Origin of the sequence: Rhizobium sp. BK591, assembly GCF_014195045.1 — a bacterium.
GTDB classification, from domain to species: Bacteria; Pseudomonadota; Alphaproteobacteria; order Rhizobiales; family Rhizobiaceae; genus Rhizobium; species Rhizobium anhuiense.
Window position 1 is genome coordinate 621596 of sequence record NZ_JACIAZ010000002.1, and the last position, 16607, is coordinate 638202.

Consider the following 16607-nt stretch of genomic DNA (forward strand, 5'->3'; position numbering starts at 1 on the left):
TCCCCATGCCAAGACGCACTACGGTCGAGTGACGGCATGAACCTGACGAAATCAGAAGCAAACTTTGTTTGGAACTTAGGTCGGTCGAGTTGGTTGAGAACTCCAAGGAGGCGCTCATGAAAAACCCAGCACGACGCAAGATACGCGAAAGCGCGACCGACGGTGACCGGCCGGAAGTTCCGTCCGCCACGAAAACAAGCGGACGGAAGATGGCTCGGCGAGCCGCAACCGATATCAACAAGCAGAGCGTCGCGTCGCCGGCAGCCACCCGCGAGGAGGAGATCCGAAAAAGGGCCCATTCTCTGTGGGAGAAGGAAGGAAGGCCGGACGGCAAGCATCAGCATCACTGGAGCCTGGCTGAACATGAACTCGATGCACAGCAGGGCGAGGCTGACAATCCTCCAAGCCTTGCAGCATTGCGAGAGGCCTCACGCGAACATACGGATGCATTCCTCGTCAAGACGGATCTCGAAGACGCGGATCAACGCGAAGCCTCCCCCGGCACACGCGAGCAGGATTGAACTTTCTGCTTCGCGCCACTCTCAGGAAAGGTCCTCGACATGGCCGACAAACAGAACTTGAACGCCGGATTCACCGGCACGCCCACCGAGCAGCCGGAGGGATTGACCAAGGTCGCGAAGTCGGCCGCCAACGAGGTGAAGCGCGAGGTCTATGCCGTCGCCTCCGGCGCGAGGGATCACCCGCAAGCAGCAAGCGCATTGTTGCTCGCCACCGGCATGCTGGCATTCGGCCTCGGCTACTTCCTCGGTCGATCATCGGCGGAAAGTTCGACTCGCGCATACTGGCGATAATAACGGACAGGTCGATGAAGCACATGAATTGGCTCTTCAGCTAGCCCACTCGGCTGCCCACAACGGCTTTCCGACCGTGGGAACAACACCGGCGTTCGCGGCTGAGCGTCTGTCAGCCGGAACCAGCTGCCGGATGTCTCAGGCGGCGGTAGTGGTTTCGGCACCGGTGAACGCGAGATCCGAGACCTCGCCCGTTGATGAATAGCCAGAGACGAGCTCCGCCAACATCGACCGCGCTGCGGTCATATCGTTCCGATCCAAGACGACATTGAGTGAGGTGAGCTTTTTCGAAAGCTCCGGCCAGAAGAGGAAATCCTCGCGCGCCTTCATGATCCGGGGATGTTCGGTCGTTTCTGGATTATCCCCGATCAACAGTTCTTCATAGAGTTTCTCGCCGGGCCTGAGGCCGGTGACGGAAAGCTCGATGTCCCCTTCGGCATTGTCCTCGTCGCGAACCGTCAGCCCGGAAAGCTCCACCATCTTGCGGGCGAGATCTGCGATGCGAACGGGCTCACCCATGTCGAGCAGGAAAACATCTCCGCCCTCGGCCATCGCGCCAGCCTGGATAACGAGTTGCGAGGCTTCCGAAATGGTCATGAAATAGCGGGTTATATCAGGGTGTGTCAGCGTCACGGGACCACCTTCCTTGATCTGCTGCCGGAAAAGCGGCACGACCGAACCGGAGGAGCCAAGGACGTTTCCGAAACGCACCATGGAGAAATTCGTTTGCAGTCTGTCAGTCGTCGACTCTGCTGCGAGCGCCTGCAGAACCATCTCCGCCAGCCGCTTGCTGGCGCCCATCACATTTGTCGGACGCACGGCCTTGTCCGTGCTGATCAGCACGAAATTCGAGACGCCGTTCTTGTTCGCCGCGCGTGCCGTGACCAGCGTCCCCATGACGTTGTTCTTGATGCCTTCCACGGCATTATGTTCGACAAGAGGCACATGCTTGTAGGCGGCGGCATGATAAAGCGTCTGAGGTCGCCAGCTCTGCATGATATGCTCGATGCGATCCTGATCACGGACGGAACAGAGAATCGGGACAATCTGCAGATTTTCATGCTTGTACAGTTCGGCCAGCTTCTGCAGCTCGGCATGGATATTATAAAGCGCAAACTCATTCTGATCGACGAGGATCAGGCTGGAAGGGCTATTACGCAAAATCTGACGGCATAATTCGCCGCCGATCGAGCCGCCAGCACCCGTGACCATCACAACCTTGTTGCGCATCGCCTTGTCGAGCAAGGCCTGCCGCGGCGCAACCGCTTCTCTTCCGAGCAGATCTTCGATCTCCAGTTCACGGATGTCGGAGACGGCGATACGCCCCTGAGCCAGGGCCGTAAGATCCGGCAATGTGCGAACGTTCACCCTGGCTGTGCGAATATGCTCCAGGATTTCGTTGCGGCGCTGCCGCGATGCCGATGGAAGAGCAAGAAGCACATTGTGCACGCCAAGCGTTTCGGCGATCACCGGAAGATCCGAGGGATCGTAGATCGGCAGGCCGCCCATGATACCGCCCTTGAGGCGCGGATCATCGTCGAGATAGCCGACAACATTGAGTTCGGCACTGTTCGTCAGGGCACCCGCCAGCTGCCGCCCGGCACTCCCTGCCCCGTAGATCAGCACCTTGGCGACCGTATTCTTGTTAAGGATGCGCTGGTAGGCATCCCCGAGCCAGTAACGGATACCCAACCTCGACAGGCCGATCCCGATCAGCAGCAGGAAGGGCTGGAGAATGCCGACGGTTCTCGGAACGCCCGGGACGCTGAGCGCCGTAAATATCGTCATGAAGGCGACGCCGTAGATGGCAATGGCCTTCAGAACCGCGATGAAAGCCGCCAGGCCGGCATAACGGAAGATCGCCCGATACATGCCCATGACGATGAAGATCGGAAGTGCCATGCACAACGAAACAAAGACCGGCAACCACTGCACGCCGGTCAGCACCGTCCATTCGTTCAGGCGGAAGCAATAGGCGAGCCAGATCGTCAGAATGCAAAAGCAGGAATCCACCAGCAAAGCCAGTGCGCGTTTGGCAACACGCGGCATCGCCAGGAGAGGAGCGACGAGCGCTTGCATCGGCAGTAACAACCATCCTGAGCGCGGCGTCCCAGCGGGGGTATTTTCAGGCATTGCTTACCAGCGTCTCGCAGATCAATCAGACAACCACCTTCTTGTCACTTTCTCCAACGAGCGCAACTGAAATAATCGGAAATCAAGGCCTTCTGCACCGCTAGTCTATCAGAAGTAGGTAACTTAATGCCTGATACCCTTGCGGCGAATGACCTTCTCGGCGGTCAAGAACAGGATGCGCATATCGAAGCCGAATGAGCGCCGCTCGAGATATTCGACATCGAATTTCACCTTCTCCGGGATCGGCAATTCGTCGCGCCCGTTGATCTGCGCCCAACCCGTCAATCCAGGCAGGAGCTTGTCGACACCGTGCGCCGTGCGCAACTCCATCAGATCATATTGGTTGTAGAGCGCCGGCCGCGGACCGACGAAGCTCATCTTCCCCTCGAGAATGCACCAAAGCTGCGGCAGTTCGTCGAGGCTGGATTTGCGCAGAAACGAGCCGATGGGTGTCAGAAACCGATCCGGATTGTCGAGCAGATGCGTGGCAACCGTCGGCGTGTCGACACGCATGCTCCGGAATTTCGGCATCAGGAAGATCTGGTTGAAACGACCGATCCGTTTTGACCAGTAGAGAACCGGTCCTGGCGAGGTTAAGCGAACACAAAGAGCGACGATCAGGATCGGAACGAGCAGGACCACCGATGCAAGCAAAGCCAGGAAAAAATCCACCGCCCGTTTCAAACCCATGCTCCGCAGCTCTTCCGCCCCACCGACGACCATCCGCCATTTGCGATTTCGCCCTGCCGTATCGTCAAAAAGCGTTTCGCGTCAACTGCGGGACGCAGTGTTTCCGCAGTTTGTGGCGGCGGGCAGTTGGGCGATTGCCCGCATAGGTGCGGTCAATTCGGCTCTGCTAATCATCGGTGGCCAGATGGTCAGGCGGCGCGAAGGCGGCGGCACGCAATAGCCAAGCGCCATGCCGCGATTCCGGTGCCATTGCTGCGGCAATTTCATCGGCCGGTCGCAAGTCACGGGGACGGATGGACGGCGGGAAGGCCTCCCGGCCGCATTTGCTCTTTCACTCAGCCCTTAATCGCCCGGCCACATTCATAAGCGTCCTGTCGGCGCTCCTTGCGCCTAACAAGGAAAGCGAAACTTTCCCCAGGCAACCGGCAATTGGAAAAGCCAGTTGCGGACAGCCGCTAAGGCCCGAAAGACACAGAAGCTCGATGCAGGCGGAACGGAATCTAGCGAAGCTTTCTGCGCCGGCATCGCGCGCTGGCGGGCTCATGGCCAAGGTCGGAAGAGCGACAATCACATTTTCGCACAGCAATCGGTCGATCTCCGCGGAAAAGAGCTTGGCGATCGCACGTGCCTCACGCACCTCCTCGTCATCCAGACGAGATCCTGACAGAAGGCGCGCAGCAATATCGGGAGCAATTGCTTCAGGGCTCCGCTCGAAGAGTGTTTTGTTGCTGTCCCAGGCTTCCCTTTGCAGGATGGTGATGAACGCCGAAGCAAGGTCGGCGAGGCTGAACGAGGAGATCGCATCTATCCTGCGGACAGGTATGGCCGCCGATCGAAGGCCGGCGATCATCTCGTCGGCAACCGCGTCGTCGATGGTTGCGAAGATATCCGCGGAAATGAGGATAGATGATGGTCGGTCATCTGCCGCGGGCATGCCGACGGCGCTCATCACCGCAGCCATTGGTTCCAGGCTTCTCGTCATGAAACCCGGCACGTCAAAGCTTGGCGCCAGCGGACGCAGTGCCTGGTTGTCGAGGCTTCCATGTGTCGGGCGCCAGCCGATGAGGCCGTTGACGGCGGCCGGCAGCCGGATGGAGCCGGACGTGTCTGTTCCAAGCCCGATATCCGCAAGGCCCGCGGCAACCGCGACGGCCGAGCCGGACGACGACCCGCCGGGGATGAGATTGGGATCGCGCGGATTGATCGGCATACCGAAATGGATGTTGCCGCCGATCAGGGAATAGGCGAGCTCATCCGTATTGGTTTTGCCGACGAAGCAGGCGCCGGCATCGAGCAGCGTCCGGACCAGAGGCGCCGTCGATGTCTTGATGCCGGAGGCAGCAAGTACCGTGGCGTTGCCGGCCGCTGTGGGATAGCCGGCAACGTCGAAAAGGTCTTTGACCGCCAGTCGAAGGCCGGAAAGCGGGCCGATGGACGCGTGCCCGACATCTGCATCCGGATAGGGTATAAAAGCGCTCCATGGGTCTCGCACTTGCGCCGGCCCCTAGATCTTCAGATGTTGCAGGACACGGGCGCGGCTCTCCGGACCATTGAGGCTTTCGTCTTCGATCGCCCCGAGTTTGAGAATGGCCCAGCGGTCCGCCACCGAAAGGGCAAAATCCAGATTCTGTTCGACCAGCAGGATGGTCGTGCCGCGCTTTTCGCGGTCGTCCCTCAATGCCTTGGCGATGTTCTGAACAACGGAGGGCTGCAGACCTTCGGAGATTTCGTCGATCAGCAGCAGTTTCGGACGCAGCATCAGCGCCCGCGCGAGGATCAGCATTTTCTGCTCCCCGCCCGACAGCGTGCCGGCTTTCTGTGCCAGCCGATCCCTCAGGAACGGGAAATAGGCGTAGACCCGCTCCAGGGCAGATGCCAGATCCCGATCGCCTTTGAGCGCGAGGCGCAGATTGTCGCGGATGGAGAGGTCCTGAAACAACGGCAATTCCTGAGGGGCGTAGCCGATGCCGGAAGCGATCAACTCGGCGGGCTTCCTGTCGGTGATGGCAGCGCCATCGACCTCGATCTTGCCCTTGCCGACGCGCAGGAAGCCAAGGATTGTCTTCAGCAGCGTCGTTTTGCCCATGCCGTTCTTGCCCATGAGGGCGAAGATTTCGCCGGGCCGGATGGCAAGCGACACGCCATTGACGACATCCACCGCGCCATATCCGCTCGATACGCCGCTGAGTTTGAGTTTGAACGCGTCAGCCATGGGCGCCTCCTGCGTAGATGGTGCGAACCGTTTCGGAATTGACCACGTCATTCACCGTGCCGTCGAGAACGAGCTTGCCCTGGTGGAGAACCACGATGCGACTCGATATGTCGCGCACGAAATCCAGATCGTGTTCGACCAGGATGGCGGCGAAACCCATCTCGTCCGTCAGTTTCTTGAGGATGGCTCCGATGGTCATGCGCTCGGTCTTGGTAAGACCCGCCGTCGGTTCGTCGAGAAGAATGATGCGTGGTTCCAGAGCGACGACCATCGCCAGTTCGAGAGCCTGCCTTTGACCATGCGACAGCAGCAAGACCGGCTTGTCCAACATGTCGGCCATGCCGGTGAGCGTCAGGATCTCAGCTGCAGCGGCCGGCAGCATGATCTCGGCGAGCGATCGCATCGGACTGGGTGTCTCGCGGCTGAAACGCGCCATCTTGAGGCATTCGCCGATGGTCATGCTGTCGAAGATGCTGGCAACCTGGAATTTGCGGCCGACGCCGAGAGCGACGATCCGTTCCGGTGCATGACCGGCGATATTCGTGCCGATGATATCCACTTGACCTTCGATCTGCTGGGTACCGTCCGACAGGCAACGCATCAGCGTGGTCTTGCCGGCGCCATTGGGGCCAACCAGGCTGACGAGTTCTCCGGCGCCGATTTCAAGGTCGATGCCCTTGAGGACGGAGAGGCTGCCATAGGACTTGCCGAGACCGCGGATCGACAGAAGGCTTTTGCCTGCCAACGGACCGTCCTCGGCGACGATGCGCGTCGGCAAGGACTTCAGAGTGCTGCTGGAGTTGGCCGACTGCAGGAATCGCGTCACCAGGGAAGCGAGGCCGCCCGGCAAAAGGATGATCATGGCGACGAAGAGCGCACCGATGATCAATTGCCACAGGAAGGGCAGATCGCCCGAAAGGCTGGCGCTCAGATAGTCGATGCCGATTGCGCCGAACAAGGGTCCGATGATCGTTCCCCGGCCACCGAGCGCCGTCCAGACGACGAGTTCGGTTCCGAATACGAAGCCGGTATTCTCGGGTGCGACGACACCGGATGCGTTGGCATAAAGGAAGCCGGCCAGGCCGCATACGCCAGCCAGAACGGCCGTCAGGACGATCTTCAGCCGAGCGGGGTTCATGCCGAGATAGGCGATGCGGGCTTCGTTGTCGCGAATTGCAACCAGCAGACGGCCGGCGTCCGACCGGACGAAGACGATGGCAAGAACGGCCAAGACCAGCAGGCACGCGCCCGACAGGCGAAAATAGCCGGGAAGCCCGAGCGGGAGGGTTTCGTAACCGACAAGGCCGCTCGACGAACCGGTCCAGGTGCCGCCGGAAAAGATGAGTTGGGTGACGACGATCGGCACCACGAGCGAGATCACGGTGGCATAGAGCGGTGTCGATCCGTGATAGAACGACAGCCAGCCGACGGCGAAGCCAAGCACGAGCGGAACGAACACGGCGGCGACAAGGGCGACGACGAAAAGCGCCGGGCTTGCGCCGATATGGGTGAGAACCATGGCGGTGGCATAGGCGCCCACGCCAAAGAATGCCGCCTGCCCGAAGGTGAGAACGCCCGTATAGCCCCAGAGCAAGTCGACGGTAATCGCCAGCATGGCGTAGATCATCGAACGCGTCAGCACGTTAAGGCTGAAGCGGCCGAGAAACATCGGTCCGATGACGATCAGCAGGAGAGCCGCGAGCGCCAGCGTCAGAAGAAGGACAAGCCGGAGTTTTTGTCTATTAGGCACGGGCAAATCCCTTCGGACGTATGCGCAGTGTGATCGCGCAGAGGACGGCCACGGTGATGCCGCCGAGGATTGGGCTGAAATAGGTGCTGACGAGCACTTGGGCGGCCCCGAAGATGAGGCAGGCGGCAGCAAGCGCAGTGAAAGAAGAGCCTGCGACCATCACCAGCATGAAGGCGCCCGTCAGCCAGGCGACGCCCATATTGGGATCGACGCTGGTCAGCGGCGCGAGCAGCACGCCGGCAAGGGCCGCAAGGCCGGTGCCGATCATGAAGGTCGCGAGCCGCACCTTTTCGGTATCGATACCGAGCCCGCGCGCCAGGGTTTCGTTCATGATGACTGCCCGGGCGGAGAGACCAAGCCTTGTCCCATCGAGCAGCAAGGTGAAGCCGAGACCCAGACAGATGGCGGCGACAATGGCGAAAAGACGGTAGGCCGAGTAGCCGGTGCCAAAGAGATCGAAGGTGCCCGGCAGCAGCGCCGGCGTGAACTGCACGTCGCGGCCAAACCACAGCGTGATCAGCTGGCCGATGACGATGCCAAGGCCCCAGGTTGCAAGAATGGCGTCGAGCGGGCGGCGATAGAGAGGCCGTACGATGAACCGTTCGGCAACACCGCCGAGGATCGCGCCGACCAGAAACGCAAAGGGGATGGCAAGCCATGGATTGAGACCGAACCCGCTGACGACAACAGCGCAGTAAGCCCCGATGGTCAGCCATGCGCCATGCGCGAAATTGATGATCTTCAGCACGCCGAAGATCGCAAGCAGCCCGGCGGCAACGATGAAGAGAATGGCCGCAGTGCTGACGATATCGAGAAAGAGCGTCATTTCTAGAACTCCGATGCTGGAGGCGGGGCGCCCTGCCCCGCCACGCTGGTTTCAGAGATTCGGGCACTGATCGCCGGGATCGACGTCCTTGAAGCTATCGACGACTGCAACGCTGCCGTCGTCCTTGACCTGGCCAAGATACATCGTCAGCGGCGCGTGGTGCTGCTTGTTCATGGAGATCTTGCCGCGCGGACCGGTGAAGGAGACGTCAGGAAGGGCTTTGAGCACGTCCGCCGTATCCGTGTTGCCAGCCTTTTCGACGGCTGCCTTGTAAAGGTAGATCGCTTCATATTGCGGCACGGAGAGATCGTTCGGCGTGCGCAGTTCCTTGCCGAACTTCTTGTCCATGGCCGAGAGGAAAGCCTTGTTTTCCGGGCTGTCGATGCCGGTGACGTAGGAGGCCGAAAGGAAGATGTCCTTGGCATCCGCGCCCATGCTCTTGGCGGTGCCTTCGTCGACCGCGAGATTGCCGTAAGGCAGGGTGACGCCAGACGAACGCAACTGCTTGGTCAAGGTCACGTTCGGTGCGCCGCCGGCCGTCGAGGTGATGATCGCATCGGCGCCGGAGGAGCGGACCTTGGAGATGATGGCCGTCCAATCGCTGCCGTCGATCGGCAGATATTCCTCGCCGACGATCTGAGCACCGGCTTTTTCGATATAGCCCTTGGCGAAGGTCAGCATGCCGCGTCCGAAGGCATAGTCCGAACCGATCAGGAAGAACTTCTTTGCGCCCTGTTTGCTGATGAAATTGTCGACGACAGGCGGCACCTGCTGTTCTGGAACCCAGGCATCGACGAAAAGATTGGCGTTGCAGGATTTGCCTTCGTAGAAGGACGTGTAGATGTATGGCACCTCACCCTTGGAAACGATCGGCAGGCCGGCATTGCGCGCAGCACTCGTCTCCATGGAGATGATGACGTTCACCTCCTTCTGGAAAACCAGGGAATCGAAGGCCTTCTGCGCGCCGGCCGCCCCTGATGCATCGTCGGCGATCTCAAGCTCCAATGGCCGCCCGAGCACGCCGCCTTTGGCATTGATTTCTTCGACGGCGAGCTCCGCAGCTTGGACGACGGACGGCGCAACCACGCTGTTTGCGCCTGAAAGCCCGACCGGCACGCCGATCTTGATCGGATCCTCGGCGAAGGCTGCGTTGGCGAATGCCGCAGATGCCAGTGTCAGGATTATGGTTTTCATTTGCATTTTGTTCCCCTTTCTTGAGTGGATTGACATTACCCGTAGACATCGGCTCGGCGGTCGCCGAGCAGATGATTGAAGCTGTTGAGCGTGCGGGTTTCCGTCACGCTCGACAGATCGATTTGCGCAAGGAGGATTTCCTCGCGATCGGCACTGGCCGGACCAGAGATCGGCCAACCCTGCGGGCCGACGATCAGGCTGCGGCCGATGAAGGACTGGCCGCGCTCGATGCCGATCCGGTCGGCGCAGGCGATGTAAAGGCCATTGGTGTGGGCGGCCGCCTTATGGAGGATATTGGCCATCGGCTCGGGAACGCCTTCGGCACCGGCCATCGGGACCCAGTTGGTGGGCACGCAGACCAGCTCGGCGCCGGCCAGGGCCAACTGACGAAACGTTTCCGGAAACCAGCCATCGTAGCAGATGGCAATGCCGATACGGCCAAAAGGCAGGTCGAATATCGGCAGTCCGAGATCGCCTTTTCTGAAAAGACGGTTTTCGTTGTTCCACAGATGGAGCTTGCGGTATTTGCCGATATATCCCTCGGGGCCGCAAAGAAGAGCACTGTTGTAAAACCGGTCGCCATCCTGCTCGGCAATGCCGCTGACGATGTAAAGGCCAAACTCCTCGGCAAGGCGGCGGAGCGTCTCGGCACTCGGGCCGCCGGGTACCGGGCCGGCCAATGCGGCAACCTCGTCGCCGTCACGGAAGTTGTAGCCGCTATCGGCCAGTTCCGGCAGAACGACGATCTCCGCGCCTTGGGTCTTCGCCGCCTTCGCCAGCCGCTCGATAGCCGCGAGATTACCGGCGCGATCACCGATGATCGGTTCGAACTGGACGGTTGCGACGGTTACCGTCCGTGCGGTTGAGGTCTTGACACTCAATCTTGTCTCCAAACGCAAAAAACCTCTGGCACGGAATTCAATCCGTGAACCAGAGGCTACATAGCCATGATGTGAATGCGGCAGCCCTGCCGCTGAGCAAACCTGCTCGTTGTCTTTAGGCTTGCACGAAAGAATGTGACCGTCAAGCCGCTTCAGCAGGCATTTTCAGCGACGCAAGCGTTAGCAACTTAAGGTTGAGTTTTTGCGCCAATGGAAAGTCCGAGGCTTTTCATGGTGTCTTGCGCGGCAATGATGGATTCGGCGATCGTCGCCATCGGAACGCGCTTTGACGTCGCCTGATCGCGCAAGAGCTTATAGGCCGCGGCCTCGTCGAGACCATTCATGGCCCGCAGCGCTGAAACGGCTTTTTCGACCAACCGGCGACTTTTCAAGGTTTCCTCGAGTTTCTGCACCTTGCCGGCGAGCCGCTTTTCGTAGCTCTGCCGATAGCGTGCAAGCGCAAATTGCGTCAGGATGCCGAGCGGCCGCAACGGTTTGCTGATAACGCCGTGGGCGTTGAGATCGATAATCGCCTGGAGGGCTGTCGGGCTCTCATAGGTCACGATGGCGATGATCGCCGTCTGCTGGAGGTCGATGATCTCAAGCGCGTGCTCGACATGCACATCCTCGACATGCAGGAAGACGGTATCCACGTCGGGAGGCAAGGCTGGCGGAAGCGGCCAGGTGGCCCGGACCTCGCAACCAAGGCGCTTGAGGTGAGCGATCAGCACGTTGCCGTCCTCGTCACGCGGATGGACAACCAGAACGCGTGCGCGCCGCAGATCCTGAACGATCCTACTCGGTCCCGCCATCTCAGGCCTCCAGCCAGACGTCTTCGAACCGCGACGCCGTCAGATACGGGTCCGGCCGGATCGGGCCAGGCGCCTGCCAGGCGATGTCGAAGAGCCCATCGGCGCGCGCCACGCCGATGCGGGGATGCAACCAGAGGTGACGAGTATCGGCGTCGAAGTTGATCCGGCCCTCTGGAGCAAGATAATCCTCCAGAAGGATTTCTTCGGAAATACGATGGGTCTCGAGCGAGCCGGCCCGGGCAAGTGCGCGGGCGAAAAGGTGAACCTGCGCATAGGCCGGTTGCGACCAGACGCTCGTGGTGAAGTCCTGGCCGAAACGGGCCTTGAATGCCCCCACGAAGCGCTCGTTCGCCTCGTTCTCGACCGTCTGGAAATAGGTCGCCGAAAGAATATGGCCGGTGCAGGCGTCGGCTCCGATCTCGCGAATTTCACTCTCGGCCATGGTCAGGCTGGCAATCGGAACCCGCGTCCGATCGATTCCGGCCTCGGCATACATGCGGTAGAAACACTGTGCCGGCCGGCCGATGATCGTCGAGAAGATGGCATCGGGCTTGAGACGGACGATATCGGAAATAACCGAACGCAAGGTCTGTTCGTCGGCATGAAGAGGAAGATATCGCTCGCTGACGACTTCACCGCCCTTTGCCTCTACCACATCCCGCATGACCCGATTGGATTCGCGCGGATAAATATAATCCGCGCCGACGAAGTAGATCCGGCGTCCATGGTGGCGCAGAAGGTATTCCGCAAGCGCGAAGGTGTTCTGATTGAGGGTGGCGCCGGTATACACCACATTCTCCGAATATTCGAAACCTTCATACATCGACGGATAAAACAGCAGTCCGTTGTGCCGTTCGACGATCGGCAGCACCGCCTTTCGGCTGGCCGACATCGAGGCACCGAAAATGATGTTGACGTCGTCATCGGCCAGCAGGCGCCGGGCCAGATTGCGATAGGCGGTTTGGTCCCCGCCCGGATCATAGGCGATCGGAACGATGGGCTTGCCAAGCACGCCCCCCGCCGCATTGACTTCCTCGATCGCAAGTGCGGTGCCAAGAAAGTGCTCGGTTTCCGTAATTTCGCTAATTCCGCTTCTGGAAAACAGCACTCCCACCCGCCATTCGGAGCTTGTCATCTTTGCCTTTTCCGACGTGTTGGAGGTTCGAAAGCGGTGAATGCCTCAGTTCCGCGCTTTCGACTTCCATACCCTTAGTGCTTTTTCATGGGATCCTGCAAGCGGGTGCGATGCAGGTCGCTGTCACAGCAGACGGAGACGGGAACTATCGGCCATGAACCGTTGCGGGCATCACATTGTCGGGGATCGGACATGTATAGGCTTTGCCGCTGGTCTTTTCTCGCCACTCGTCCGTCGCGGCTGCCAGGAGGTCGGGTGACGACATCAATGCGAGCCCCGTTGTCGCAAGCGTCTTGGCCGCATGTGCCATAGCCTTGTGCGCGGCCGGGCTTTTTCCCTGCGCGACGACCTGCCAGGTATGGGGATTGGTGCCGATCGCCCAGGCTGGCGCCCAGCATTGCGCGGTCGGCGTCACCCAGCTGACGTCGCCGACATCGGTCGATCCGGCCCGGAAATGCGATTGTCCTTCGAAATCGCGCAGACCGGTGTGCAAGGGCGTCGAGCCATCGACCTTGGCATTGGAGAACACATCGCCCTTGATCTGATAGAGGCGGATGCTGCTCCTGATTGCTTCCTCAGTGAAGGTAGCCTGGATTTTCCTGGCGAAGGCGATGTCGGCCTCGTCGAAGGCTATCGGCCCGAGCGCGACCATGTTCTCGTGCATCGCCGTTTCCAGCGTGATGTTGGGAAGAAGGTTGGTCGAGGCGGTGTCGAACACGATCTCGACTTCGGTTTCGGTCATCATCGCCGCACCTCGTGCAACTTTCTCGACGCGCCCGGCAAGCTCAAGCGCCTGCGGCATGTCGGGCGCCCTGATCAGATAGAGAACCTCGGCGCTAGCCTGCACGACATTGGCCGCCCTGCCGCCGGTGTCGGTGATCGCGTAGTGAACGCGGCAATCCTGCGGCATGTGTTCGCGCAGGAAATTGACGCCGACATTCATGAGTTCGACCGCATCGAGCGCCGAACGGCCGAGATGGGCGCTGTTGGCGGCATGCGCCGCGACACCCCTGAAGCGATAGTAATATTCGAGAACGGCAAGATTGTTCGTCGAGCGAACACCGTTGAACGGAGCCGGATGCCAGGTCAGGGCGGCATCGACATCATCGAATGCGCCGGCACGAACCATGAAGGTCTTGCCGGAACCGCCCTCCTCTCCCGGGCAGCCGTAATAGCGCACCGTGCCGGGCAGATTGTTCTCCTTGAGGTGGCGGGCAAGTGCAACCGCCGCCATCAACGACCCGACACCAAGCAGATTATGCCCGCAGCCGTGACCGGTTGCTCCCGCCGCCTGGGGATGCGGCTCGGCCACGTCGGCGGTCTGGCTCATTCCGGCCAGGGCATCGAATTCGCCGAGGAAAGCAATCACCGGCTTGCCGCTGCCGGATTCGCCGATGAAGGCCGTTTCCATGCCTGCGACGCCGCGGCGCACGGCAAAGCCGTTTTCCTCGAGTGCCCTGGCCAGCAATTGCGACGAGCGCCGCTCCTCGAACTTCAGCTCCGCGAAATCCCAGATACCGTCGCTGAGGGTGATATAATCCGGTTTCATCTTTTCGATCGTCGCGGCAATGGAGCTGATCGCGTCAAGATTCATGGCATTTCCTCGCTGTCTGTCCTGCCGCCACAGGGATGTGTTTCACCGGACCCGGCAGGGCTGCCTGCCGGCTCTCCTGTTCACTGTCGAAACGGGATCGCGGCGCCCGACCCACCGGGCGCGGCCGTTCATGCTCAATTGTCGAGCGAAACTTCCCAAAGACGGGCATTCGATTGCCAGACGGGCTGGCCCTTCAGCTTCTTGGTCGCGCCCCAGACATCGACCATGTCATAGAGGAAGATGCCCGGCATTTCCTTGAGCATCAGCGTGTGAAACTCGTCGAAGATCGCCTGACGCTTCGCCTGGTCGGGCTCCCCATAGGCCGCCTTCATCAACTCGACTGCCTTCGGGTCATCCCACATCAACGAAGCGTTCTTGTCCTTGTTGCCGACATAGAAGCCGTACATCAGCGCCGGATCGAGCCGCGGCGCGACCGATTGCGAGATGATCTGGTAGTTGCCGGAGCGGCGACGATCGACCTGCGTCGCATAGTCGAGCACCTCGATCTGCACGTTGAGACCTGCCTGCTGCATCATGGCCTGCGCCATCACCGCGGCCGGGAAGCTTGGCACGTTGCTGCGCTTGTTGGCGATGATGGTGATCGGCTCGCCCTTGTAGCCGGCGGCCGCAAGCTCCTTCTTTGCGGCCTCGATGTCGTAGGGCAGACGCTCCTTCTGGACATCGTCGAAGTAGAGCGAGTCTTGCGAAACCATCGAACCGTTGGCGGTGCCGGTGCCATTGGAGGCTGCCTCGACGAGCTGGTCGAGATCGAGTGCCATCGCCATCGCGCGGCGCACGCCGGGATTGCTCAGAACCTTGTCGCGCGTCTGGATGTAGAAGAGATTTTTGCCGTTGTTGCGCGCCACGATCAGTTGCATCGTGTCGCTCGTCTTGAATTCGGGAATGAGATCCGGCGAAATCTCCGCGGTATCGAGCACGCCGGACTGAAGCCCGGCCTTTACGGTCGAAGCATCGGGAATGACCATGAACTTGATGCCATCGACGAGAGGGCGTTTCGAGCCGACCATGCCGTCGGGTTTGCCGTCGTTCTGGGGCGAGACATAATCGTCGAACTTGGCGAGATGGATATATTCGCCCTTCTTCCATTCATCCCATTTGAAGGGACCGGTGCCGATCGGCTTGATGAAGCTTCCGTCCGCACCGACCGATTCCGGGGAGATGATCCCGGTGTAACCGCATTCGGGGCGCGACATCAGGCCAAGAAAGACCGCGGATGGCCTTTCCAGCGTGATGGTGACGGTCGAAGCATCGACTGCCTTGACCCCGGTAACATGCACGCTGCCGCTGCCGTCGAAGTCAGGAAGGCAGGTCCATTTCGTTTCGGGCTTGAGATAGCGGTTCCAGTTCCACACGACGTCATCGGCGGTCAATTTCTTGCCGTTGTGGAATTTGACGTCGTCACGCAGTTTGAAGCTGTAGCTCAGCCCATCCGCCGAGACTTCGAAGCTCTTTGCCAGCAGCGGCTTGACCTCGCCGTTGTTGGCATAGCCGACGAGCCCTTCGACAATATGCAGGATGACGCCATCGGTATTGCCGTCGCGATTGACGCCTGGATTGGCGCTGCGCAAATCGGAACTTTGCGCCACGACGATATCGCGGGCATCGACCACGCCGGCCATCGCCATCAACATGGTGCCTGCGAGAAGAAGCTTATGCATTGTTCTACCCTCTTTTATGGATTGTTAGGATCGGAGTTCATCCCAGCAGGCGCGTGAAAGCCTGCCGATGGTTTCGAGCGCGACCGTATAGCCAGGTGTGCCGTCCGGCATTTCCTGCGGCACGTCGTCGGTATAGGCGGCGATGATGTAGAAGGGGGTCCCGTCGCGATAGACGATGCCGGCATTCATGCGGCCACGCTTTCCCGTGCCGCCCTTATGGGCGACGAGCACCCCGAACGGCAGCCGGGAAGGAATGGCATAGCGCAGGATCTGGTTCTTCAGGGTTTGAAGCGCGTAAGCGCACAGCGCCTGCGAGCAGCCGAGCCGGTCCGCAGCGTCCCGCGAATCCTGCGCATCCAGGATGGTCTGCAGCAGATAGACCTGATCCCGCGCCGTCGTCGTGGTGACGGCCTTCAAGGAATGATCGGGCGACAGCGCCAAGGGAGGGATGAGGAAGCGATGGTTGGTGCCTGTCATGCCGATCGACTTGCAATAATTGTCGACCTCTTCGAGCGTCAGCCTTTCGAAGACCATCTTGGTGCAGACATTGTCGCTCAGCACCATCATGCCGGTGATGGCATCGCGCAGCGATATGACGATTCCGGGGCTGAGATAGCGGAACATCCCGCTTGCCACTTCCTCGGCGAAACGCTTTTCGTAGGTAATCCGTTCGTCCAGATCCAGGCGGCCTTCATGCGCGGCCTTCAAGGCTGCCATCATGATCGAGGTCTTTCGGGTGCTGGCGGAGGGCGTTTCCTCGTCCGCGCCTCTGCCGATCGTTTCTCCGCTGCCGAGCGCACGCACCATGAAGCGTGTCACGAAAGGCTGGGCATCGCAGATCGCATTCAATCGCTCCGCAAGCTTTGCGGATTCAATCATCGTCGTCATA

The 16607-nt window shown here is 60.2% G+C and carries 15 protein-coding genes and 1 pseudogene; 3 read left to right on the forward strand and 13 right to left on the reverse strand.

The window, feature by feature from the left end:
• The first annotated feature begins 116 nt into the window (after nucleotides 1-116).
• Entirely contained in the window at nucleotides 117-521 is a 405-nt protein-coding gene (locus FHX10_RS10025; protein WP_028756499.1) for a DUF2934 domain-containing protein, read from the forward strand.
• A 39-nt stretch (nucleotides 522-560) separates the two neighbouring features.
• Nucleotides 561-812, forward strand: a complete 252-nt coding sequence (locus FHX10_RS10030) for a hypothetical protein (RefSeq protein WP_047613262.1) — start codon at nucleotides 561-563, stop codon at nucleotides 810-812.
• 138 nt (nucleotides 813-950) lie between these two features.
• Here the strand turns inward: FHX10_RS10030 and FHX10_RS10035 are convergent, their stop codons facing one another.
• Nucleotides 951-2945, reverse strand: coding sequence for a polysaccharide biosynthesis protein (locus FHX10_RS10035; RefSeq protein ID WP_028756497.1), 1995 nt, complete (start codon nucleotides 2943-2945; stop codon nucleotides 951-953).
• A gap of 123 nt (nucleotides 2946-3068) precedes the next feature.
• A complete protein-coding gene (locus FHX10_RS10040; RefSeq protein ID WP_028756496.1) occupies nucleotides 3069-3635 on the reverse strand; it encodes a sugar transferase in 567 nt (188 codons plus the stop codon).
• Between the two features lie 109 nt (nucleotides 3636-3744).
• Here FHX10_RS10040 and FHX10_RS10045 point away from each other — a divergent pair.
• Nucleotides 3745-3825, forward strand: a pseudogene (locus FHX10_RS10045) (EamA-like transporter family protein); the annotation flags it as partial.
• Nucleotides 3826-3966: 141 nt separating this feature from the next.
• On the opposite strand, the gene FHX10_RS10050 reads toward FHX10_RS10045, so the two are convergent.
• From FHX10_RS10050 to FHX10_RS10100, 11 genes are all read right to left on the reverse strand, one after another.
• Nucleotides 3967-5127, reverse strand: coding sequence for an amidase family protein (locus FHX10_RS10050; protein ID WP_184389281.1), 1161 nt, complete (start codon nucleotides 5125-5127; stop codon nucleotides 3967-3969).
• Between the two features lie 12 nt (nucleotides 5128-5139).
• Nucleotides 5140-5847, reverse strand: a complete 708-nt coding sequence (locus tag FHX10_RS10055; protein WP_097630923.1) for an ABC transporter ATP-binding protein — start codon at nucleotides 5845-5847, stop codon at nucleotides 5140-5142.
• Nucleotides 5840-7597 (reverse strand): ABC transporter permease subunit, encoded by a 1758-nt coding sequence (locus FHX10_RS10060; protein WP_245434808.1) that lies wholly within the window; start codon nucleotides 7595-7597, stop codon nucleotides 5840-5842. The genes FHX10_RS10055 and FHX10_RS10060 overlap by 8 nt, the downstream gene beginning before the upstream one ends.
• Nucleotides 7590-8423 carry a branched-chain amino acid ABC transporter permease gene (locus FHX10_RS10065; RefSeq protein ID WP_028756474.1) on the reverse strand — a complete coding sequence of 278 codons (834 nt, stop codon included), beginning with the start codon at nucleotides 8421-8423 and terminating at the stop codon, nucleotides 7590-7592. Before FHX10_RS10065 ends, FHX10_RS10060 begins: the two co-directional genes overlap by 8 nt.
• A gap of 51 nt (nucleotides 8424-8474) precedes the next feature.
• The gene (locus FHX10_RS10070; protein WP_097630922.1) at nucleotides 8475-9623 is read right to left on the reverse strand and encodes a substrate-binding protein; all 1149 of its coding nucleotides are present in this window, start codon (nucleotides 9621-9623) and stop codon (nucleotides 8475-8477) included.
• A 29-nt stretch (nucleotides 9624-9652) separates the two neighbouring features.
• Nucleotides 9653-10498, reverse strand: coding sequence for a nitrilase family protein (locus FHX10_RS10075; protein ID WP_097630921.1), 846 nt, complete (start codon nucleotides 10496-10498; stop codon nucleotides 9653-9655).
• A 188-nt stretch (nucleotides 10499-10686) separates the two neighbouring features.
• Complete coding sequence (locus FHX10_RS10080; protein WP_028756477.1) at nucleotides 10687-11310, reverse strand: ANTAR domain-containing response regulator; 624 nt, start codon at nucleotides 11308-11310, stop codon at nucleotides 10687-10689.
• Nucleotide 11311: 1 nt separating this feature from the next.
• Nucleotides 11312-12445, reverse strand: a complete 1134-nt coding sequence (locus FHX10_RS10085; RefSeq protein WP_097630920.1) for a transporter substrate-binding domain-containing protein — start codon at nucleotides 12443-12445, stop codon at nucleotides 11312-11314.
• Nucleotides 12446-12590: 145 nt separating this feature from the next.
• Nucleotides 12591-14039, reverse strand: a complete 1449-nt coding sequence (locus FHX10_RS10090) for a M20 family metallopeptidase (protein WP_097630919.1) — start codon at nucleotides 14037-14039, stop codon at nucleotides 12591-12593.
• Between the two features lie 134 nt (nucleotides 14040-14173).
• Nucleotides 14174-15718 (reverse strand): ABC transporter substrate-binding protein, encoded by a 1545-nt coding sequence (locus FHX10_RS10095; protein WP_097630918.1) that lies wholly within the window; start codon nucleotides 15716-15718, stop codon nucleotides 14174-14176.
• Between the two features lie 24 nt (nucleotides 15719-15742).
• The gene (locus FHX10_RS10100) at nucleotides 15743-16606 is read right to left on the reverse strand and encodes a serine hydrolase (RefSeq protein WP_047615024.1); all 864 of its coding nucleotides are present in this window, start codon (nucleotides 16604-16606) and stop codon (nucleotides 15743-15745) included.
• Nucleotide 16607 lies beyond the last annotated feature (1 nt).